The sequence below is a fragment of the Pseudoalteromonas luteoviolacea DSM 6061 genome, assembly GCF_001625655.1.
Classification (GTDB): Bacteria; Pseudomonadota; Gammaproteobacteria; order Enterobacterales; family Alteromonadaceae; genus Pseudoalteromonas; species Pseudoalteromonas luteoviolacea.
Window position 1 is genome coordinate 344709 of the sequence record NZ_AUYB01000103.1, and the last position, 21321, is coordinate 366029.

General features: G+C 41.7%; 19 protein-coding genes and 1 tRNA gene. 14 read left to right on the forward strand and 6 right to left on the reverse strand.

The features are described from left to right. Positions 1–255: 255 nt before the first annotated feature. The gene (locus tag N475_RS13395; RefSeq protein WP_063355148.1) at positions 256–1824 is read right to left on the reverse strand and encodes a cation:proton antiporter family protein; all 1569 of its coding nucleotides are present in this window, start codon (positions 1822–1824) and stop codon (positions 256–258) included. A 202-nt stretch (positions 1825–2026) separates the two neighbouring features. Between N475_RS13395 and N475_RS13400 the strand changes: the two genes are divergently transcribed. Both N475_RS13400 and N475_RS13405 read left to right on the forward strand, forming a co-directional pair. Continuing rightward, entirely contained in the window at positions 2027–2770 is a 744-nt protein-coding gene (locus tag N475_RS13400; protein ID WP_063355147.1) for a sporulation protein, read from the forward strand. A 31-nt stretch (positions 2771–2801) separates the two neighbouring features. Continuing rightward, positions 2802–3245, forward strand: a complete 444-nt coding sequence (locus N475_RS13405; RefSeq protein WP_063355146.1) for a GNAT family N-acetyltransferase — start codon at positions 2802–2804, stop codon at positions 3243–3245. A gap of 48 nt (positions 3246–3293) precedes the next feature. Here N475_RS13405 and N475_RS13410 read toward each other — a convergent pair whose 3' ends face one another. The 4 genes from N475_RS13410 to N475_RS13425 all read right to left on the reverse strand — a co-directional run bounded on the left by N475_RS13410 (position 3294) and on the right by N475_RS13425 (position 7845). Then, positions 3294–4640, reverse strand: coding sequence for a sodium-dependent transporter (locus N475_RS13410; protein WP_063355145.1), 1347 nt, complete (start codon positions 4638–4640; stop codon positions 3294–3296). Positions 4641–4839: 199 nt separating this feature from the next. Further along, entirely contained in the window at positions 4840–6153 is a 1314-nt protein-coding gene (locus N475_RS13415; RefSeq protein WP_063355144.1) for a sensor histidine kinase, read from the reverse strand. An 85-nt stretch (positions 6154–6238) separates the two neighbouring features. After that, positions 6239–6946, reverse strand: a complete 708-nt coding sequence (locus tag N475_RS13420; protein ID WP_063355143.1) for a response regulator — start codon at positions 6944–6946, stop codon at positions 6239–6241. Positions 6947–7092: 146 nt separating this feature from the next. Next, positions 7093–7845, reverse strand: a complete 753-nt coding sequence (locus tag N475_RS13425) for a hypothetical protein (RefSeq protein ID WP_227008438.1) — start codon at positions 7843–7845, stop codon at positions 7093–7095. Positions 7846–8121: 276 nt separating this feature from the next. On the opposite strand from N475_RS13425, the gene N475_RS13430 reads away from it, so the two are divergent. Further along, entirely contained in the window at positions 8122–9276 is a 1155-nt protein-coding gene (locus N475_RS13430; RefSeq protein WP_063355141.1) for a serine hydrolase domain-containing protein, read from the forward strand. Positions 9277–9295: 19 nt separating this feature from the next. Here the strand turns inward: N475_RS13430 and yhbY are convergent, their stop codons facing one another. Next, complete coding sequence (gene yhbY, locus N475_RS13435; protein WP_063355140.1) at positions 9296–9592, reverse strand: ribosome assembly RNA-binding protein YhbY; 297 nt, start codon at positions 9590–9592, stop codon at positions 9296–9298. An 84-nt stretch (positions 9593–9676) separates the two neighbouring features. On the opposite strand from yhbY, the gene rlmE reads away from it, so the two are divergent. The 11 genes from rlmE (at position 9677) to N475_RS26295 (ending at position 21260) form a co-directional block, all read left to right on the forward strand. Continuing rightward, positions 9677–10306: a 23S rRNA (uridine(2552)-2'-O)-methyltransferase RlmE gene (gene rlmE / locus N475_RS13440; RefSeq protein WP_063355139.1), complete on the forward strand. Its 630-nt coding sequence runs from the start codon at positions 9677–9679 to the stop codon at positions 10304–10306. Between the two features lie 67 nt (positions 10307–10373). Next, on the forward strand, positions 10374–12311 hold the full coding sequence (gene ftsH, locus N475_RS13445; RefSeq protein ID WP_063355138.1) for an ATP-dependent zinc metalloprotease FtsH: 1938 nt from the start codon (positions 10374–10376) through the stop codon (positions 12309–12311). A gap of 185 nt (positions 12312–12496) precedes the next feature. Further along, complete coding sequence (gene folP, locus N475_RS13450) at positions 12497–13342, forward strand: dihydropteroate synthase (protein ID WP_063355137.1); 846 nt, start codon at positions 12497–12499, stop codon at positions 13340–13342. Beyond that, positions 13339–14679 (forward strand): phosphoglucosamine mutase, encoded by a 1341-nt coding sequence (gene glmM / locus N475_RS13455; RefSeq protein ID WP_063365417.1) that lies wholly within the window; start codon positions 13339–13341, stop codon positions 14677–14679. Before folP ends, glmM begins: the two co-directional genes overlap by 4 nt. Positions 14680–14758: 79 nt before the next feature. Further along, a complete protein-coding gene (tpiA, locus tag N475_RS13460) occupies positions 14759–15502 on the forward strand; it encodes a triose-phosphate isomerase (RefSeq protein ID WP_063365418.1) in 744 nt (247 codons plus the stop codon). Positions 15503–15506: 4 nt separating this feature from the next. Then, positions 15507–15845 carry a preprotein translocase subunit SecG gene (gene secG / locus N475_RS13465; RefSeq protein ID WP_063355134.1) on the forward strand — a complete coding sequence of 113 codons (339 nt, stop codon included), beginning with the start codon at positions 15507–15509 and terminating at the stop codon, positions 15843–15845. Between the two features lie 7 nt (positions 15846–15852). Continuing rightward, positions 15853–15938, forward strand: a tRNA-Leu gene (locus N475_RS13470). 430 nt (positions 15939–16368) lie between these two features. After that, the gene (locus N475_RS13475) at positions 16369–18555 is read left to right on the forward strand and encodes a TonB-dependent receptor (RefSeq protein WP_063355133.1); all 2187 of its coding nucleotides are present in this window, start codon (positions 16369–16371) and stop codon (positions 18553–18555) included. Positions 18556–18706: 151 nt separating this feature from the next. Continuing rightward, positions 18707–20683, forward strand: a complete 1977-nt coding sequence (locus N475_RS13480) for a UvrD-helicase domain-containing protein (protein ID WP_081232428.1) — start codon at positions 18707–18709, stop codon at positions 20681–20683. A 170-nt stretch (positions 20684–20853) separates the two neighbouring features. Then, entirely contained in the window at positions 20854–21111 is a 258-nt protein-coding gene (locus N475_RS26290) for a Glu/Leu/Phe/Val dehydrogenase dimerization domain-containing protein (RefSeq protein WP_155730802.1), read from the forward strand. Next, entirely contained in the window at positions 21060–21260 is a 201-nt protein-coding gene (locus N475_RS26295; RefSeq protein ID WP_155730801.1) for a Glu/Leu/Phe/Val dehydrogenase dimerization domain-containing protein, read from the forward strand. Before N475_RS26290 ends, N475_RS26295 begins: the two co-directional genes overlap by 52 nt. The last annotated feature ends 61 nt before the right edge of the window (positions 21261–21321 follow it).

The window sequence follows — 21321 nt, forward strand, 5'->3', positions numbered from 1 at the left end:
TTGTTCCTAAAACCAGATACTAAGTATAAGATTTAAGTACAAAAATTAGAGACACGTTCTCTAAATGACGTAGCCAGTGTACTCTTTTTCATGGTTGAATTACTAACTTCGATGTAAAGTTTTGTAAATCGCACTATTACAAAAAATGCTTGAAAATGAGGTGCGATTTTAGACGTCTAGATGTAAGTGTATGACAGGAAAATAAAAATAGTTCTCAGTACCCTTTAAAGGGCCTGAGAACTGGAATAATAATCTTTAGAATAATTTTTCTTTTACGTGCTCTGCGAAGCCACTACCAGCTTCCAAATAGAAGTTGTAAGTAGAGTGAACGCCCATATCTTCGAGCTCTTTTTGCTGATCCGGATAGTTAGCAATGGCGGTCACTTGCCCTTTATAGCCAGACGCTTGCAGCTGCTCTAATGCATAAATGTTTTGCATATGCTTTGGCATAGCAAGCATGACCATTTCAACACTAGAGTGGTTTACTCGTTGCCAAAAGTCGGGGTCTGTTGCATCTGCAAGCAATACGCGTCGCCCTCGTTGAATATGTTTGTCTACGACCTCGGGCTTGATATCTATCCCTGCCACACAATTAGGGTGCGAACTTTGGATTGTTTCATAAGCACCAGTTCCTATTCGTCCCATACCAAAGATAACAATGCGTGTATCCGTAAGGTTAACTGGTAGTTCCTCCTCTAATCGGTGAGGGCTTTCAAAGCGTAATAGAATGTGTTCAAACTTCACATATAGTTCGTTCGAGCGTTTGTTTAGAGGGGATGCAAGAATAAAGGTGAATGATACTGCGATTGCAACTACCGCTAACCAGTCTGGCGCTATGAGGCCGCTACTGGCTGCAACTGCACAAACAATCAGGCCAAATTCACTGTAATTAGACAGAGTAAAGGCACTTAGAAGCGAAGTACGGGCACGCAGTCTAAAGCGATTTGTCAGTACATAGTAAAGCATGACTTTAACAGGAAGCACCAGAACCAATAGCAAACCAATGAGGAGCGCATTAGTGGATATGCTGGCATTGAGGCCTATATTTAGGAAAAAACCAACTAGCAACACATTTTTTAGATTTAGTAGAGATTTTGAGAGCTCACTGGCTTTTTTATGTGGCGCAAATAGCATTCCGATAATGAGCGCGCCTAAGTCGCCTTTTAATCCGGCAAACTCGAATGCGTGATATCCGACAACCAGCGCGAAGAAGAAGCCAAATAATGGCAGTAATTCACCATGTTTAGATCGGCTCAGAATCCAAAACATCACCGAGCGGAAAACAAATAATCCAGCGATAAGTGCAAGTGCCCAAATATTTGGCACTTTACCTGTGCTGACCGCAAGGAATACAACAGCGAAAATGTCCTGCATGACCAAAATACCAATGGCAATTTTGCCATGTAAGCTGGCCATTTCTCCTCGTTCTTCTAGGACTTTGACCGCAAAAACAGTGCTTGAAAAGCTGAATGCAAAACCGACAAGTAGGGCGCTTTGCAGGTCCAGTTGATTGAAAAGCGGGAGCTGCATTAGGCCAAGCAGCAATAGTAATGATGCGAAGAAAGCGCTACTCAAAATGATATGCAATGTTGCAGGTGCCCAGACTTGAGGTTTGACCAAGTTTTTAACTCTGAGCTTTAAACCAATACTGAATAATAAAATGGTGACACCCAAATCGGCTAATTGGGAGAGCAAAGGGGTAGTCTGCTGGCCCATAAGATTGAGGATAAATCCAGCCATTAAGAATCCGATTAACGGCGGGAGCTTGAGTTGGTAAACAGAAAATCCACAAGCAAAAGCTATTGCAAAATAAAGTAGTTCCATAAGTCACGCAGGTTGTATTAGATAACATGATTCTATCAAATGAATCTGTTTTATAAACAAATTATGGACAAAACAGTATGAAACTTTGTACGTGTTATGGGCGTATCTACGGTGTTTTGATGAAAATAGATATTTTTTCACTGACAAGCAGCGGCAAATGTGTTTAAGATGCCTTAACGGAACATCCTCGAGAGGAGTAATGATGTTTAAAAAACTCTTAGCATCTGTTGGAGTAGGTGCTGCAAAAGTCGATACAGTATTGGAAACTGAGCATTTACACCCAGGTCAAAAGTTTCAAGCACAGATTATTGTTATGGGTGGTGATGTAGAGCAGGAAATTTCTGGACTAGAGCTTGCGCTAATGACCAAGGTTAAGGTTGAAAGTGACGATGGAGAGTATTTCACAAATCATGTAATTGAAAAGTGGCGTATCCCTGAAGAATTTACAATTTCACCCGGAGAACAAAGGATAATACCTTTCGAAGCTCGATTGCATTCTGAAACCCCAATTACACAAATAAACGCGCCATATAATCATTGCCATGTTTGGATTGAAACTGGCCTTGATATTGATCTAGCACTTGACCCGTCAGATAAAGACGCACTGCACATTTATCCAAATGAAGCCGTTAAAGCTGTACTTAGCGCGATGGATAAACTTGGTTTCCAGCTCGTTAAAGCAGACGTTGAAAAAGGCTATTTGAGAGCGTCAAGCTTCCAGTCAACGTCTGGTTGTTATCAAGAAATTGAATACAGACCGAGTAGTCACTCACTATTTGGGTTACAAGAAATTGAATTGTCATTCGTACCTGAAGCACATAAAACACACGTGCTGATCGAATTAGATCGAGCATTTAGAAGTGATGGGTATATCGATTTAACAATTGAACATGATCAAGTTAACTTATCTCGCATTTGCGATCAGCTAGAGCGCTTATTTGCATAATTAATGACTGCAACATAGGGAGAATAGTTTGATGCTTGAAGCTGTTGTAAGAACGTTTCACGAGCTGAGTCATGATGAGATTTTCATGATGTTTAAAGCGCGTGTAGACATTTTTGTTGTTGAGCAAGCATGTGCCTATCCGGAAATCGATGATATCGACCGAGATTTAAATACTCGGCATATCCTCTTTTTTGAACAGGGCCAATTAAAAGCCTATGCAAGGTGCTACCCAAAGGATGGCGCTATTGTTGCTATTGGTCGTGTATTAATTACTTCTGAGAGTCGAGGGTCTGGAATGGGGTATACCTTGATGAACGCAGCGCTTGCTTGCGCTAAGCAACAGTTTCCTGATTCTCGAGTACAGATTGCGGCACAAAGTTACTTGCAACCATTTTATAATAAACTGGGGTTTGAGCCGATAAGCGATGTTTACTTAGAAGATGGTATTGAACATATTGATATGCAACTTCAGTGAACGGACTGAGTTATAATGAAAAAGGCGCTTCAAGTGAAGCGCCTTTTTTTATAGAGAGTTGATAAATACTAAGCCAATTGCCAGTGGGCAAACAAACTTAATATACCAAGGCCAAACCTTCCAGAATAAGGTGTTTTCGACGCTTTCATTGCCCTCTTTGATTTCTTTAAGTAACTTGCCTCTGTGCCAGATCCAGCCAGCAAAAATACAGCACAACATACCCAGTAAAGGCTGAGCAAACTGGGTGGTTAGCTGCACAACGAATCCAAATAGTGCAGAGAAATTAAATATGATGGATACGCTTACTACACTGACGATAAACCCTATTAGCCATGTTGCCTGAATACGTGCAAGAGCAAACTTTTCAACAACATATGACACGGGTGCCTCTAACATTGAAATAGAGCTAGTAAGTGCTGCAATACTCATCAAGGCGAAGAATGCAAAACCGATATAAATACCAATACTACCCATGCTCTCAAACAGGGCTGGTAGTACTTGGAACACTAGTGTGTCTTCTGACAATAGCTCACCAGAGGCTGAGAATATTTCAACGCCTTGCGCTTGAGCGACATACATAGCTGGAATAATAAGCATACCAGCAACAAATGCGATAAAAACATCTATTAAAGTTACATAGGCGCCTAGTGACACCAAGTTTTCTTGTTTACTAATATACGAGCCGTAGATAATCATTACACTGGTACCCAGTGACAATGAGAAGAAAGCTTGTCCAAGTGCACTGACTAGTAAACTAGGGTTTAATATTGAACTAAAATCAGGTACTAAATATGCCTTTAGGCCTGTCATTGCACCGTCTTGTGTTAATACATAAGCAATCAGGGCGAAGAGGATAAATAGTAATGCAGGCATAAGCCTTTTTGACCATTTTTCGATGCCATTTTCGACACCTTTGCTAATGATTGAGACTGTTAAAACTATGAAGATAGCAGTAAATAATAAGTCTCTTGAAAGTGACTGCTCACTTAGCCAAGTGGTGGCCTGCTCCGTACCAGCGATGACTGAGATAGGTTCAAGTGTCGCACTAAACATCCAACCTGCGACAATGGCGTAAAAGCTTAGGATTAAACCAGCACAGACAATACCACCAAAACCTACAATAAAGGCGAAGCGTTTTTGAAATTGGTTATTTGCCAACTTTTGTAGTGAAGCTACGGCATTGGCTTGACCATGTCGGCCAATAATTAATTCAGCCATCAGCGCTGGATATGCAAGACAAAAAGCAAGCACTAAATATACTAGGACAAACGCAGCGCCACCATTACTGGCGGTTTGCGTGGGAAACCCCCAAATATTACCTAAACCTACAGCAGAGCCTGCTGCAGCCATAATAAATCCAAACCGAGAACTAAACTCTCCTCGAATACTGCTCATGTTTTTATATTTCTCTTTTTTTAAAGACGGCCGCAACAATCTACTGTAAATGAAGGCAAATAAAAAGTCTTATCTGCACTGATCTGGCGCAAGATTTTGCGTTAAAAAGAAGCGTAGAAATAATTATCCAGCTTGAAATCGTAGCTATTGATTTAATAGTATGAAATATCAGTGTTTTTTGAGCTAAAGTTATGTGGTGTCAGTTGTTCTGTACGCTTTGAGAAACAGCTTTACATGGCAAGATCAAAGTGAATTTTGCCCCTCCAAGTAGCTCAGAGCGACTAACCGTTGCTTTACCATGATGCCAGTCTACCACTTTGGCTACGATGGCAAGCCCCAACCCGTAGCTTTTTCCAGCTCGATTACGGTGGCCTTGTTCTTGGAAAAATGGATTAAATACCTTATTCCAGTTTTCTTGCTCGATACCGGGACCATCATCCTCTACATTTATTTCAATTTCATGTTCATGTATATTTGCACTGACAAACAATTGCATATTGGCAAAATCGCATGCATTACTTAATAAATTTGAGATTGCTCTTGCGAGCCAGTGTAAGTCAGCTTCGATTAATAACTCTGGATCGATAGAGATATTGGCTGTTAACCCTTTTTTAGACATCTTAGGGTGCATTTGGGTCACGACATCAGAGATATAACCATTGAGCTTGATAGGCTCAAACTTTAGCAGGTGCGACTTTTGTTCCAATGTAGCGAACGAAAGGTAACTTGAAAGCATGTCTTCCATTTGGTCTAAATCTTTCTCCATGCGCTCGAGTAACAGGTGCACCTCTTGTATGTCATCTTCTTCCATCGCAGCATCAAAGCCAAACCGTAGGCAGGCGACTGGCGTACGGATATCATGGGATAGGCTAGATGCCATGAGCTTATTTTCTGCTAGTAGCTTTTCGATTTGATTGGCCATTCGATTAAAGGTCAGCTCGACATCTTTAATATAGGTAAAGTGGTTGACCTCAATTCGGGTATCGAGGTTGCCACTTGCAAACTGCTTTGCTGCATGCGTCAACACCGAAAGACGCTTTGCCAACGGTGCCAAAACAAACCACATTAACGCACATACCCCTGAGTAAAAAGCGAGTGTCAGTATGACGTCGTAACTATTACGCTCTGGCGGTTTTTCCAATTGCAGCTCAATATAATCGGGCTTGAGTTGAGGCGTAGACTTTAGGAGATAAAAGTATCCTTCATCGGAGTCAATTAACAGTCCTTGGGGCCGATACATTTGTTCAGTGACTTCGGAGGGCAATGCCAAAGAAGCTCCTGAGTGGTAAGATATGGTGAGATTGAAGTCCTGACCTGCTTTTTCAACGAATTCAAGTCGCTTGTTTACTGGTGTAGAGCTCGCTTGATTGGCGATGCCAACGAGCAACTTAGCCTGCCAAAAGAAGCTGTCATCATCTGGAGAGGTTTGCTCATTTAACGTGTCAATCAACCATCCTAAAACGATGATTGAAATAATGACACCAGTAAGCAAAGATAAATATAGTTTTCTCACACATTCACTCTATTTAGAACAACATGATAACTTCAAGAGCAGGAGTTTGCTGATTGCATTAAACTGGCACCAAAATAAGCTGGTTTTACCAAGCTGTTGGCACCAGCAAATAGCCTTTACCCCAAATGGTTTTTATCTTTTCTGGGTTTTGTGGGTCATCATCAAACTTTTTGCGAAGTGCTGAAATTAACACGTCCACGCTGCGATCTAAACCGTCGTACTCTCTACCTTTGGTGGCTTTAAATACGGCATCTCTTGAAACAACGTTTCCTGCATTCGAGGCGAGGAAGTGCAATAGCAAGTATTCAGCACTAGAAATAGAAACTTCTTGCCCTGAGACCAACACTTTCCGCGCTTGGGTATCAATTTTTAAGTTTCCAACCGTTAAAACAGTACTACTACTTTCATTTTGTTGATTGTTGTCTTGAGCTGCACGAGCGTTCGCTTTAATTCTGGCTAACAGGGCTCTTGGTCGAACTGGCTTGATAACATAATCGCTAGCACCCACTTCTAAGCCAATAACTTCGTCCATTTCTTCATCTTTTGCAGTCAGCATGATAATCGGCTTGTTATAGAATTGGCGAAGTTCTCTACATACACTAATCCCGTCTTGTCCTGGCAGCATAATATCTAAAAGTACTAAATCAGGATTGTGTTGCTTAACCATTGACACGACCTCATCGCCGCGATGACAGCAGTGGGTTGTGTAACCTTGGTTGTTTAGATAGTCTGCTACCCACTGTGCAAGTGACTCATCATCTTCAACGAGTAATATCGTACCGTACTGCTCCATGAAAGCTCTCCTTTAACCTACCCAATCAATATCACTATGGAAAATGATACTAATATCTCTTAAAGCCATACTAGCTTTTTAAAATCATCTCGCAATTATAATCAGGTAGCGAGATAATTGTGTAATTAAGTGTATGAGTTTGTTCGCTATTGAACATTTAACTTGTCGATTAGGTTACTAGTCAATGTTAGCATCATTTTCGGAGTAAGCTCGCTTACTTCTGATTTATCACACGCCCCTGCAACTTTAATTAAGGGAGTGATATCTGGTTTGATGATGTACTGAGGGATAGTAACCGGTTCGTTATGCCTTTCTTTACGTGCTTCTTCAGTATTTTGCTGTTCGATGAATGAGATAACCTCTTGCTCATTAGTGACTTTTTGCGTTTCGGTGAATGAGTATTGTAAGGGGATACCTTGGAATCCTGCGCTATCCACAGACGATTTAGCAAACCATACAACATCAGCTGAGTCGTTGTGCGTTAGTCGCATACTTAAAGATGCAGTAATATTACTACATTGTTTACTGGGTATTGTTTGTGAGATTTTTGCAATATATGGATGGTCATTGCTGGGTTTATTGAGCACATAAACCTTGTCTCTACCAAAAGAAAGATCCATTTGCTGAATTACTAAACGATAGTCCGTATTTTGTTGGGTATCGACTTGCAACCCTTTCTTACTTAGCATCTTAACGAGTGCCGAACGCAGATTATCTGTCAAAGTCACCTTAGTGGCATCAATGAATACGGTATCTTGCTTCTTAACGACATGTGCAGGTAGTTGGACTGATTTAATACGTGCTGATTCCAGTTCAGCTGTATAGCTAATTTGATATATAGACTTTTGTAACAGCGGTTTAGGAGGAACCGGCAACTCTGGGGCAAGCGGTTGAGTCATGGCACATCCTGTTAAGCCTATTACCGCTAAACAGCTAAGGATTCCTCGCATTATAAATACCTCAAATTACTATTTTTCATCATGTTATGTGGACTTTGCACTAAATTTTACATGGTCAACCATGTTCACTGACAGCTAAAAATTGTTCAAGTTTGTAACACGCTTTACACTGTAAGGACCAATCTACAAAGATTCTTGTTTAAATTTAACGTATGTCGTGAGCCAGCAACTTACTTCGTGATACCATAACATCGCGTGTTAATGAACTGAGTCATTATGAAGTCACTATTTATATTTTCAAAATGCTTACTATTGCTAACCCTTTCTATATCGGCCAAGGGTGATGAACATAAAAAAGCAAAAGCGTGGGAGCATTTTGTAAGCGACTATTCTAAGCAAGTCCGACAAAAACTAAAAGAAAAATCTATACCCGGCGCTGCTTTGAGTATCACCCATGTAAAATATGGTGATATTGCTAAAGGATATGGTAAAACCAAAGTTAAAAAGGGGCGTCCGGTAAATGGCCAGACCCGCTTTCGTCTGGCTTCGGTTTCAAAAACGTTTGCAGGTTCACTTACCGCTAAACTTGCTGCTGATGAAAAAGTAGATCTGGACAAATATGTTGCTGATTACCTGCCAATTTTTAGGGGCAGTCAGTATGCGCCTCTGAGAGTATTCCATTTATTAAGTCATTCCAGTGGTCTTGTTCCAAACGCTTACGATAACCTCATTGAATCAAGAATGGAGTACGACAATATTTACCCACGGTTGTTGAAGGTGGACCGTTTATGTAGGCCCGGTATTTGCTATGGCTATCAAAATGTCATGTTCAGCCTAATTGGGAATGTAATAAATCAAGCAACAGGTTTGAGTTATGACACGTGGTTGAATGAATTTATTTTTAAGCCACTAGGTATGAAAGAAGCTGGGCTTGGGTACGAGCATATGACCAAAGACGACAATTTTGCGTTGCCGCACGTGAAAGGGCGCAAATATTGGCACACTGCTAAACTAAAGAAACACTATTATAAAGTAGCTCCGGCTGCTGGTGTAAACGCCAGTGCAGAAGATATGGTGATTTGGCTAAAAGCACAACTTGGACTATATCCGAGTGTTTTGTCTCTTGATGCATTAACAATTCAATCAAGACCATTTACTTTGACTAAGCGAGAACTTCGCAGGCGAGTTTGGAAAAAATATGTTGAACAAGCGCACTATGGATTGGGTTGGCGTATCTACAGTTTTGAAGGCGAGACCATTTATTATCATAGTGGTTGGGTGCAAGGCTATCGCACCGATGTCGCAGTAATACCCTCTCTAGGTATTGGTTTTAGTTTGCTGCTGAATGCGGAAAGTGGCTTGATAAACCAACTGACGACAGATTTTTTGCGTAAAGCAATCGATGTGGCGAGAGAAGTTGAACCGCATTAGCGGCTCAACGACACACAAATTAGTTGCGAGGCAAAATAATTTTTTTGTCTTCGCTTTGGCGGTAAAGCACTATGATGTGACCGATCGTCTGAACTTTGTGCGCACCAGTTTCACGGGCAATGGCATCAAAAATCAGTTGTTTTGTTTCACGATCGTTTGTTGGTACTTTAACTTTGATCAATTCATGTATTTCTAAACATTGTTCAATTTCTAGCAATACACCTTCTGTAAGACCGTTTCCGCCAAGTAAAACGACTGGTTTAAGGGCATGTGCTAACCCTTTCAGGTGTTGCTTCTGTTTATTTGATAATGTCATATTGGTACAATTTAATAAATTAAGGCTTGAATTCTCGACATTCTAACGCCATCTAAAGAAGATTACTAATGAGTTGCAGTGAATATGGCAAATAAAAAGCACTCAGCGAGCTCAAAGCGCTGGTTAAAAGAGCATGTAGACGATCCATTTGTACACGAAGCCCAAAAAAGAGGCTATCGTTCGCGTGCCGTGTTCAAACTAGAGGAAATACAGCAAAGGGATAAACTTATCAGACCGGGTATGCATGTTGTCGATTTAGGAGCGGCTCCTGGTAGTTGGTCTCAGTATTTGGCTGAACAAGTGACCGATAGAGGAGAGGTCATAGCATGTGACATCTTGCCGATGGATTCATTGCCGGGCGTTGCTTTTTTACAAGGCGATTTCCGAGAAGAGAGTGTACTCAATACACTACTAGATAGAATTGATGGCAAAAATATCGACGTGGTATTCTCTGACATGGCACCGAATATGAGTGGTAATAATGTCATAGACCAGGCCGGTAGCATGTATTTAGTCGAATTGGCGCTAGATATGTGTCATCAAGTGCTAAAACCAAACGGTGCGTTTGCGGTAAAGGTGTTTCAGGGTGAAGGCTTTGATCAATTTGTACAAGAAGTACGTAATGCCTTTAAAGTTGTAAAGATCCGTAAACCAAAAGCGTCTCGACCTAGATCACGAGAAGTATATATAGTGGCGACAGGATACAAACTGTAGTACAGTTGAGGTGCATTTAAGATGATTTTAAATAAATTGGATACAAGAGGTTAACCCCTTGAGCGATATGGCGAAGAACTTAATTCTCTGGCTTGTTATAGCAGTAGTGCTAATGACAGTGTTTCAGAGTTTCAATGGTGGCGAGCAATCTGATCGTCAAACAAGTTACACTCAGTTTGTAAAAGAAGTCCGTAGTGGTGTGGTTAGAGAAGCAAATATTGACCGCGCTGCTGGTACTATTTCAGGGATTAAAAACAATGGTGAACGTTTTCAAACAATCATGCCATTGTATGACGAAGATCTAATTAATGATCTACTTAAGAATGACGTCAATGTAAAAGGCGTTGCGCCTGAAGAGCAGTCATTCTTAGCAAACGTCTTTATCTCATGGTTCCCAATGCTACTGTTAATTGGTGTATGGATATTCTTCATGCGTCAAATGCAAGGCGGTGGTGGTAAAGGCGCAATGTCGTTCGGTAAGAGCAAAGCGCGCCTGATGAGCGAAGATCAAGTAAAAACAACGTTTGCTGATGTTGCTGGTTGTGACGAAGCAAAAGAAGACGTTACTGAATTGGTTGATTTCCTTCGTGATCCGTCAAAGTTCCAAAAATTAGGCGGTAACATTCCTAAAGGTGTGTTGATGGTAGGTCCTCCTGGTACAGGTAAAACCTTACTTGCGAAGGCGGTTGCGGGCGAAGCAAAAGTACCATTCTTCACAATTTCAGGATCTGACTTCGTTGAGATGTTTGTGGGTGTTGGTGCTTCTCGTGTGAGAGACATGTTCGAGCAAGCCAAAAAAGCAGCGCCTTGCATAATCTTCATTGATGAGATTGATGCTGTTGGTCGTAAGCGTGGTGCTGGTATGGGTGGTGGACACGACGAACGTGAACAAACACTCAACCAAATGCTAGTAGAGATGGATGGTTTTGAAGGTAATGAGGGTATTATTGTTATTGCCGCTACTAACCGTCCAGACGTGTTGGACCCTGCTTTATTAAGACCTGGTCGCTTTGACCGTCAAGTAGTTGTTGGTCTACCTGATGTAAGAGGTCGTGAGCAAATTCTAAACGTACACATGCGCAAAGTTCCGTTAGACTCAAACGTTGAAGCGTCATTAATTGCACGTGGTACACCTGGTTTTTCTGGTGCGGACTTAGCTAACTTGGTCAACGAAGCTGCATTATTTGCCGCGCGAGGCAATAAACGCAAAGTAAGTATGGCTGAGTTCGATGCTGCAAAAGATAAAATCATGATGGGCGCAGAGCGCAAATCAATGGTTATGTCTGAAAAAGAAAAAGAGATGACTGCGTATCACGAAGCAGGTCACGCAATTGTAGGCCGATTGGTTCCTGAGCATGACCCTGTGTACAAAGTGTCAATTATTCCACGAGGCAGAGCACTAGGTGTAACAATGTACTTACCAGAGCAAGATCGTGTAAGTCATTCAAAAGAGCATTTAGAGTCCATGCTGTCTAGCCTATATGGTGGTCGAATCGCCGAAGCAATTATTTACGGCGATGAAAAAGTCACAACTGGCGCTAGTAACGACATTGAACGAGCGACTGATATTGCACGTAAGATGGTAACTCAGTGGGGTTTAAGCCCTGTACTTGGCCCACAAATGTACATGGAAGAGCAAGGCGAAATGTACATGGGTGGCAGTGGCTCAAGAATGTCTGGGGTTTCGGACGAGACTGCTAAGTTGATTGATGGAGAGATCAAGTCATTTGTAACGCGCAACTACGACCGTGCGGAACAAATCCTGAAAGACAATATGGATATTCTTCATGCGATGAAAGATGCATTAATGAAATATGAAACAATTGATGCAGGGCAAATTGACGATCTAATGGAGCGTAAGGAAGTTCGTCCACCAAGAGATGCCCATGATCGTAAATCTGATAAAGATAGCGGTCTAAATGGTGGCACATCGGCAGCTAAAAGCGATGAAAACAACTCGGATGTCCCACCTCCAAGTAATACAGAGGTTGATGACAAGCCTTAATAAAAGGTAAAATATCTCAGCAGGAATTTAGGCCTCGAAAGGTAAACCTTCGAGGCCTTTTTGTATCTTTTGTAATACTTTATATCTATAACACCTAATATTTAGCTCTATGTGAGTGATTTTGGTCAATAAACTGGTAGGGGTATTTAAAGTATGCTTAGATACAACTAACAGGAAGGCGAATTATGTTTCAACTCTCTTTACCTCGAGGTCGAACTCTTGATCTCCAACGCCCACAAGTTATGGGTATCGTAAACGCAACTCCAGATTCATTTTCTGATGGTGGTAAGTTTTATAAAAATGATAGCGCTGTCAATCAAGCCCTTATGCTGTTGGAACAAGGAGCGAGCATACTCGATATTGGCGGGGAGTCCACGAGACCTGGCGCAGCTGATGTAACATTAAATGAAGAACTTGATAGGGTGATCCCCGTTATTGAAGCTATTCGTGCTAAATCGGAGTGTGTAATATCGATTGATACGAGCAAAGCTGAGGTAATGAAACAAGCTGTCTTAGCTGGTGCAGACATAATAAATGACGTCAGAGCATTGCAAGAAGAAGGGTGCTTAGAAGTTGCTGCGGAGTTTTCCGACGTACCAGTGTGTTTAATGCATATGCAGGGTCAACCTAGGACCATGCAGTTAGATCCAAAGTACGATCACTTGATAAATGACATAAAAGCATTTTTTGAATCGAGGATCACGGCATGTGAGCGTGTAGGTATAGAGCGCTCAAGACTTATATTAGACCCAGGCTTTGGTTTTGGAAAGTCTTTGCCTCACAACTTTGAACTGTTGGGAAAATTTAATCAATTTAGTGATTTAAACCTGCCTCTTTTGGCCGGCTTGTCACGTAAATCAATGTTCGGAAACTTATTAAATCGGGATACAAGTGAACGTTTGGCTGCAAGCCTTGCGGGTGCCTTATTATGTGCTCAAAAAGGTGCGCATATCATACGCGTTCATGATGTAAGAGAAACCAGTGATGTGCTGCAGGTATGGTCTGCAGCAAACCATGGAGTAACTAAATGACAACAAGAAAGTATTTTGGAACAGACGGTGTAAGAGGGCTCGTGGGTGAGTTTCCTATTACACCTGAGTTTGCCCTAAAATTAGGTTGGGCGGCTGGTAAAGTCTTATCTAAATCTGGCACTAAAAAAGTAATTATCGGTAAAGATACTCGCATTTCAGGTTATTTGCTTGAAACGTCCCTGGAGGCAGGCCTTATTGCTGCAGGTATTGATGTGGTGTTGCTTGGCCCAATGCCAACTCCAGCTGTTGCATATCTTACTCAGACATTCAGAGCTGAAGCTGGGATTGTGATTAGTGCATCTCACAATCCATATCACGATAACGGTATTAAATTTTTTGCAGGCAATGGTAAAAAGCTCGCAGACGATGTTGAATTAGAAATCGAAGCGATGCTTGACGAGCCAATGACTTGTGTACCATCTGAGCATTTGGGTAAAGCTAGAAGGCTTGATAGTGCAAGTGGTCGTTATATTGAGTTTTGTAAGAGCCAATTCCCTAAAGAGCTTTCTTTAGAAGGTATTAAAATCGTACTAGACTGTGCCAATGGCGCGACCTATCACATTGCACCTTCTGTAATGCAAGAGTTGGGTGCAGAAGTCATAACAACTGCTTGTGAACCAGATGGCATGAACATCAATGCAGAGTGTGGTGCAACACACGTAGATGCTTTGAAACGTCAGGTGCTAGAGCATAAAGCGGATGTAGGTATCGCATACGATGGCGATGGTGACCGCGTTATGATGGTCGACCATAATGGCCGTGTCTTTGATGGCGATGACATTGTATACATTGCAGCACTTCAAGCGAAATTTAACGGCACTTTGAAAGGCGGTGTTGTTGGCACCGTTATGTCTAACATGGGTCTAGAAAATGCACTCAAAGAGCAAGATATACCATTCTTGAGAAGTAAAGTTGGTGATCGTTACGTGCTTGAACTATTAACAAAAGAAGGCTGGAATATCGGCGGTGAAAGTTCTGGCCATGTTCTGAATCTAGATCTGATTGCAACAGGCGACGGTATCATTTCAAGCCTACAAGTGTTGGCTGCAATGGTCGCTCAAAATAAAACGCTTAAAGATCTCGGTGCCGGCTTTACCAAATACCCGATGAACATGATCAATGTTCGATACGCAAAAGGCACAGACCCTGTTGCCCACGCATCAGTTCAATCAATGGTCAAACAGGTTGAAGAAGAGCTGGACGGTAAAGGCCGCGTTTTATTGCGCAAGTCTGGAACTGAACCTGTTGTGCGAGTTATGGTTGAAGCGGAACAAGAAAAGCAGGTCATGGATTTTTCGCATAAAATTGCTGAAGTTGTTGAATCAGTGAGCAATTAAACCTAAAAAGTAATTTTTTTCTTGTAACTTTGGACGAGTGGCGTTAGTATCTCGTCCGCTTTCTAACGCGGAGTATCGAATGTTAAGTAGAAAGCCAATGGTAGCTGGTAACTGGAAAATGAATGGCTCTTTAGAGCTAGTTCAAAATATTGCCAGCACAATTAAAAGCATCAATAATGACGATGTTGAAGTAGTTGTTATTCCGCCAACTGTACTTTTAAGCAACGTAGTTGCTTCTGGCGTAAAAGCTGGTGTGCAGACCGTATCAGAGCATCCGTTAGGCGCATATACAGGTGAAGTACAAGCTTCATTAGTTAAGGCGTTGGGCGCGACTTACACATTAGTTGGTCACTCTGAACGAAGAAGTATTTATGGTGAGTCAAATGAAGACGTTGCCAATAAGTTTGAGCAAGCCCAAACTGATAAACTAATCCCTATCTTATGTGTAGGTGAAACAGAGTCAGAAAGAGAGCAAGGTCAGACTGAAAATGTCGTTGCGGCACAAATTAAAGCTGTAATCGATAAATTAGGTATAGCATCACTGAATGACTCTGTGATAGCATACGAGCCTGTTTGGGCTATCGGAACTGGTAAAACAGCCTCTCCTGAGCAAGCACAAGCGGTACACAAGTTTATTAGAGATTTAGTTTCAAGTTATGATGCTGAAATCTCAGAATCACTGCAAATCTTATATGGTGGCAGTGTTAATGAAAGTAATAGTGAATTATTGTTCGCACAAGCAGATATTGATGGCGGTTTAATAGGCGGCGCAAGCCTTAAGCCAGAAGCCTTTAAAATTATCTGTGAGAGTGCAAAAGGATAAGTAAATGTACGAGATTCTTTTGGTTGTCTATTTAGTTGTTGCATTAGCATTAATCGGAATGATTCTAATCCAACAAGGTAAAGGTGCTGATATGGGGTCGTCTTTCGGAGCAGGTGCTTCTGCTACGGTATTCGGTTCATCAGGTGCTGGCAACTTTATGACGAAAACTACAACAGTACTAGCAACAGTATTTTTTGTTCTTAGTATTGCATTAGGTAACCTTACAGCAGGTCAAATTAAACAAACAGACCAGTGGGAAAACTTGGAAGCGCCAGCGGCGACTACAGTTCCAGCTGTTACTGATGTACCTGCTACAGAAGAGAATTCTGACGTACCAAACTAAAAAATATGCGAATGTGGTGGAATTGGTAGACACGCCATCTTGAGGGGGTGGTGAGCTATGCTCGTGGGGGTTCAAGTCCCCCCATTCGCACCAAATAAGAAATCCCGATGAGCTATTATGTTCATCGGGATTTTTTTATGTATTTTTAAAGCTCATGTACTTTCTTGAATTTCAACAGATGTAACATCTGTCACTTCCTTAAATTTAAATATTTTGGCGATTGTAATAACTATTTGCCAAACCTATTCATCCCGTATATTCAATTCTTTCTGGTCTATTTTCCCCGTTATTGTGTTATATCGTGTGATTCTTATGTTTTTATTTGGTTTTACTTAGGTAATAAATTTGTATATGAAAATATTTATGAAGTTTTTATTTCAATTCATACACTAAACACATATAATGGCCTTCCAGAGGAAATAGATGCGTATTGCGCATCTTTTTTTATGCCTGTTTTTATTTGGGCATAAGCTTCAACCTTCCTCAGGTTGAATTTACACACGGCGATTCCTTTGGAGAAAATATGAGAACAGTTTTACCACGCGTTGGTCTATCTGCACTAAGCGCTGCTATTTTGTCGGCAGTGAGCTTACCTTCCTTTGCAGCTGAAGAAGCACAAGCAAAAAAGAACACTTTTGAAAAAATTGAAGTGACGGCTCGTAAACGTACTGAGAGTCTGTTCGAAACACCAACAGCGATCACATCTATTGGTGCTGATGCCATTGAAAAAGGCAATATGAGTAACTTAGATGACATAGGTAAATTTGTTCCAAACTTAAATATTACAAGATACGGTGTGGGCAATGCTGCGCATGCGTCTGTATTCATTCGTGGTATTGGCTTACAAGACCATATTATTACTACTGATCCGGGTGTTGGGGTGTACGTAGACGGTGTATATCTTGGTCGTCAAATGGGCTCCAACCTATCTTTGCCGAACATTGAACGTGTTGAGGTATTACGTGGACCACAAGGTACGCTTTATGGCCGTAACACGCTGGGCGGTGCTGTTAACATCATCACTAAAAAGCCTGGTGCAGAAGATGTTGTTCGCGTTGAATCAAAAGTTGGTTCACGTGGCAGAATTGGCGCTGATATCTACACTAACCAAACGATCAATGATGAGTGGAGCTTTGCAGCAAACGCATCTTACAAAGAGCGTGAGGGGGTAGGGCATGCGATCAACCTTGAAGCGCCAGAAAAAGAAATTGGTGAAGAGCAAGAAATGAGTGGTCGTTTGGCCATCAAATGGCAACCAAGCAGCGACTTTAGTTTAAATGTTGCTGTAGATGCCGTAGACAACGAATCTGGCCAATCGCCATATACCATTGAATTAACTGGTGGTTTAGACCCTAATGACCCAAACAATGGTGACTTTCCGCTTTTAAACGAAAGCTTATTGCCTAAAAACCCAGATGACCTAGGTACCACTGTAGCAGGTATCGAAAGCACAGATTATTCGGGCTGGGGCGCATCTGTGATAGCTGATTGGCAGGTAAATGATACTTATGCCGTTAAGTTTATTACCAGCAAGCGTGGTTCGGACTACACTGGTGGGCTTGACGACGATGCATCGCCATTGCACCTATCTGAATTCCCTGAAGAAGGTGGTGCAGATCAGCTGTCTGTTGAGTTTCAGTTAAATGGTACTTTCGATACTTGGGACTTTGTTTCAGGTTTATACTACTTCAATGAAGATGGCTTTACTGAGTCACAACCATACGTGTTCAGTCCATTTAGCACACCAGGTAACTATGGTAGATTTCGTATCGACCAAGAAACAGATTCATATGCGGCCTACTTTAACGCAAGCTTTGATATTACAGAGAAGCTAAGTTTGGGTGGTGGTTTACGTTACTCTGAAGACAAGAAAGACGCATTTGCTGATTTTGGCTACTTCACCAAAGGCGCAACTGCAGAGTTTGACGAAGTCACTTGGGATGTGAATGCTGCATACCAGTTAAACCGAGATATGAATGTCTATGCACAAATCCAAAAAGGGTATCAAAGTGGTGGTTTCCCTCCACGCCCATTTGGTGGTGCGGATGCGTTTGTTTCATTTGATGAAACTAAAGCATTAAACTACGAGATTGGTTTCAAAGGACAAGTACATGATAGAGTTTCTATGATGCTAGCCCTGTTTGTTACTGATTACACTGATTTAGCACTGCCATTCAACGACCCTTCAAATGGGTTTAATACCTACATTGAAAATGCGGGTGAGTCTCGCGCACAAGGTATTGAACTAGAAACTACGGTTGCTGTTACTGATGATTTTAGCATTCGCAGCTCAGTTGGTTACTTGGACTCTGAAATAACGCATGTTGATGAGGGTGTACAAGGTATTACAGTGGGTAACGCACCTGCATTGACGCCTCGTTGGACAGTGATGGTTGCGCCATCTTATTTCATTGATATGGAATCTGGCGCTACCGTAGCTGTCAATGCAAGTTACTCATACCGTTCAGATATGCAGGGCCAATCAGTTAACAACCCTAATGAGTTCATTGAATCTCGTGAGTTATTTGGTTTCAACATCTCTTACACAAACAGTGAAGGCGATACAGAAGTCACTCTTTACGGCGAAAACATCTTTAATGAAGTTTATGATGTTGGCCGTCTGCAGCAATCTGGCTTTGTTGGCGTAATGCGCAGCAACGACAGAAGCGAATTTGGTATTAAGTTCAGAAAAGATTTCTGGCTAAACTAAAATGCGAAATAAGGCCGGGATTCCCGGCCTTTTTTATGTACAAATTCCCTTTTCTTAAAAGAGTAAATTGACGTACTTATCTGATAGCGCATGACAGCTGACACGGATTCCCCTAAACTCTTCGTAACACCAAGATTAATATGAAATTTGCATGCAGTTTAAAGTTCATACTCTGTCAAGAATAACCGATGGGATAACCGCAATGACTATCTCCACTAAGGGGATTGTGATTGAAGGAAAACAGGCAAAAAAGTTATATACGTGGCAGATGCAGCAGCAGCCTCCACTTATGCTTGAAGGTAAAATTACCCCTAAATTGCAAATTTTTATGCCTGACGGTCGGGTAAAGGTTCGTATTAAAAATTGTGATATCGCCTTAGCTCAATTTGAATTGCAGAAACTTTGGCTCAATGCACATATCTCAAGGCTTAGAAACAGCATTTCAAAATTAGAAGCGCTTTTAGAGCGGCGCTACTTGTCTCATGGTTTGTTAAAAACCGCTAAAAGCAAGGCAAAGGAGCTCTCTGGCCATTGGCTTACTTGGTCGTTAGATCACCGGCTAGAGGCCTACTTAGCGCAAACCCGTTATACACTTGAAGAGATCCACACTTGGCAACGTCAGGATATTGATGATTTTCGAGAAGCATTTATCACTAAACAACTGAATGACTATGAGGCGTTTTTTGATAATATTGCTGGGCAACCATTAACAATCGCACAGCGACGCGCATGCGTTGTCGTAGATGAGAGACAGCTATTACTTGCTGGCGCTGGAACGGGCAAAACGAGCGTTATGATAGCTAAAGCAGGCTATTTAACAACCGCAGGAATAGCGGATGCCTCACAAGTCCTAATGCTTGCATATGGCAAAGAAGCAGCAAAGGAGATGCAGTCGAGATTGTCTAGTGCCCAATTGTCTGTCGCTTGTAGAACTTTTCACAGTTTAGGCATTTACATTTTAACAGAAGTCGAAGGGCGAACGCCTAAGCTTTCTCAATTAAGTAATGATGAGATGCAAAAGCGTCAATTTATTCATGAGACGCTTCAGTCGTTGTGTCAGGATAGCGCTTTTCATCGCAATTTACTGACTTTGCTAAAAAGCAATTTCAATGAGGACAGAGGGAGTACTCGGGTTGACTTCTCATCACCACATTTAACTAGATTAGTTAAACAATTTAGTGATCTGATTGGCATGTATAAGCAAGCGCGTAGCTTGGGCAATTTACAACATATTGAAGCTGAGTTTGAGCATTATTTAGTTGTATTTCGACCACTACTTACTGAGTACCAGTTGTATCTCAATAACGAGCAAGCGATTGATTATGATGACATGATCAGTCATGCCACTAAGTATGTCAAAGCTGAACAGTTTAAAAGCAACTGGTCCCATATTTTGGTCGATGAATTCCAAGATATTTCGCCTGCGAGGGCTGAATTGGTTAACGCGCTATTGACGCAGCGTGCGCGTGGCCATTTATTTGCCGTGGGGGATGATTGGCAATCTATCTATCGATTTAGTGGAGCTGACCTATCATTGACGACTCACTTTTCTCAGCATTTTGGCCCTTCGACAGTGATGCAGTTGGATAAGACATTTCGCTACCCTCAAGATCTATTAGATTTGGCCAGTGATTTTGTTTGTCAGAACCCTCAACAGATAGTAAAGCAAGTGCGCGCGCAGATTATTGGTGACGGCCCTTCATTGGTGATAGAGGCACAAGATCAAAATGATGCATTACAGGTAAAGCTTGCTGAACTTGAGATGTTTGCTCCACCACGTAGTACAGTTATGATTTTGGCGCGATACCATAAGCAGCTTCCATCAAAAGAATATCTAGCGCAGCAAAAGTCGCAGTTTAATGGATTGCAAATCAGCGCGATGACATTTCATGCAGCAAAAGGTAGGGAAGCGGATTACACGATTATCATTGGGCTCGATACAAGCGTACCGTCGACACAGAAAACAGATCAAATTATCGAAGCGCTTTTGCCAGCATCTGAGGCTTTTCCATATGCAGAAGAACGGCGGTTATTCTATGTAGCTTTGACGAGAGCGAAGAAACGAGCATTTATATTATCTCCTAAACAGCCCAGCCGTTTTATTACCGAAATTGCAGAGCAGCTATAAGCTAACTATCGGTTTTATGAAAGCTCGAAAAGTTAGACTTCGACGATTAAAGTTGATTTAAAAGATCAATATAGCGAGCGAGAAATGAACAATGATCTGCTGGCGGGTGCGTTAGTACGTTTGAGCAATATTGCTAAGAACCTCAATATTTCTAGTCATACACTTCAGCGTTGAGCCAAGCTCTATATATCTTAGCGGCTATTTCTATCAGGAAAGATAATGGCGAGTCCGCTTACTTTAAAGCGTACCGCAGTCGATATAACAGTTTGCTTGAAGCAACCAAAGGTGGGAGCTGCTCTTATCCATTTGTTGAGCAGAGTGAAGTCGAAGCCTTTGAAATATGCTGCCGGGAACGTTCCGATTGGAGGGGTAAAGGGTGGCATCTTCTACCTTCGTCAATACAAAATTGTTGTCTGCACTCAAATTAGAACGAGTCTCCCGCTCTAATGTAAGGGTTATGGCTGGCCTCATTGGCCACCAGACAGATATTCCAGGACCAGACATGTATACAAATGAACGTGTGAAGGGAAAGTCACAACTAAACTTTCTGACTATATTCAAAAAGCTTTTGAGCTAGGCTCGCAGCGCCATGTCAGTACCAATATCGACTTACGATATATGTTCTGCGCAACTAAATC

Coding starts and splice junctions, on each gene's coding strand:
- N475_RS13395 (WP_063355148.1), bottom strand. CDS start 1,824: ATGGAACTACTTTATTTTGCAATAGCTTTTGCTTGTGGATTTTCTGTT.
- N475_RS13400 (WP_063355147.1), top strand. CDS start 2,027: ATGTTTAAAAAACTCTTAGCATCTGTTGGAGTAGGTGCTGCAAAAGTC.
- N475_RS13405 (WP_063355146.1), top strand. CDS start 2,802: ATGCTTGAAGCTGTTGTAAGAACGTTTCACGAGCTGAGTCATGATGAG.
- N475_RS13410 (WP_063355145.1), bottom strand. CDS start 4,640: ATGAGCAGTATTCGAGGAGAGTTTAGTTCTCGGTTTGGATTTATTATG.
- N475_RS13420 (WP_063355143.1), bottom strand. CDS start 6,946: ATGGAGCAGTACGGTACGATATTACTCGTTGAAGATGATGAGTCACTT.
- N475_RS13425 (WP_227008438.1), bottom strand. CDS start 7,845: ATGACTCAACCGCTTGCCCCAGAGTTGCCGGTTCCTCCTAAACCGCTG.
- N475_RS13430 (WP_063355141.1), top strand. CDS start 8,122: ATGAAGTCACTATTTATATTTTCAAAATGCTTACTATTGCTAACCCTT.
- yhbY (WP_063355140.1), bottom strand. CDS start 9,592: ATGACATTATCAAATAAACAGAAGCAACACCTGAAAGGGTTAGCACAT.
- rlmE (WP_063355139.1), top strand. CDS start 9,677: ATGGCAAATAAAAAGCACTCAGCGAGCTCAAAGCGCTGGTTAAAAGAG.
- ftsH (WP_063355138.1), top strand. CDS start 10,374: ATGGCGAAGAACTTAATTCTCTGGCTTGTTATAGCAGTAGTGCTAATG.
- folP (WP_063355137.1), top strand. CDS start 12,497: ATGTTTCAACTCTCTTTACCTCGAGGTCGAACTCTTGATCTCCAACGC.
- glmM (WP_063365417.1), top strand. CDS start 13,339: ATGACAACAAGAAAGTATTTTGGAACAGACGGTGTAAGAGGGCTCGTG.
- tpiA (WP_063365418.1), top strand. CDS start 14,759: ATGTTAAGTAGAAAGCCAATGGTAGCTGGTAACTGGAAAATGAATGGC.
- secG (WP_063355134.1), top strand. CDS start 15,507: ATGTACGAGATTCTTTTGGTTGTCTATTTAGTTGTTGCATTAGCATTA.
- N475_RS13475 (WP_063355133.1), top strand. CDS start 16,369: ATGAGAACAGTTTTACCACGCGTTGGTCTATCTGCACTAAGCGCTGCT.
- N475_RS13480 (WP_081232428.1), top strand. CDS start 18,707: ATGCAGTTTAAAGTTCATACTCTGTCAAGAATAACCGATGGGATAACC.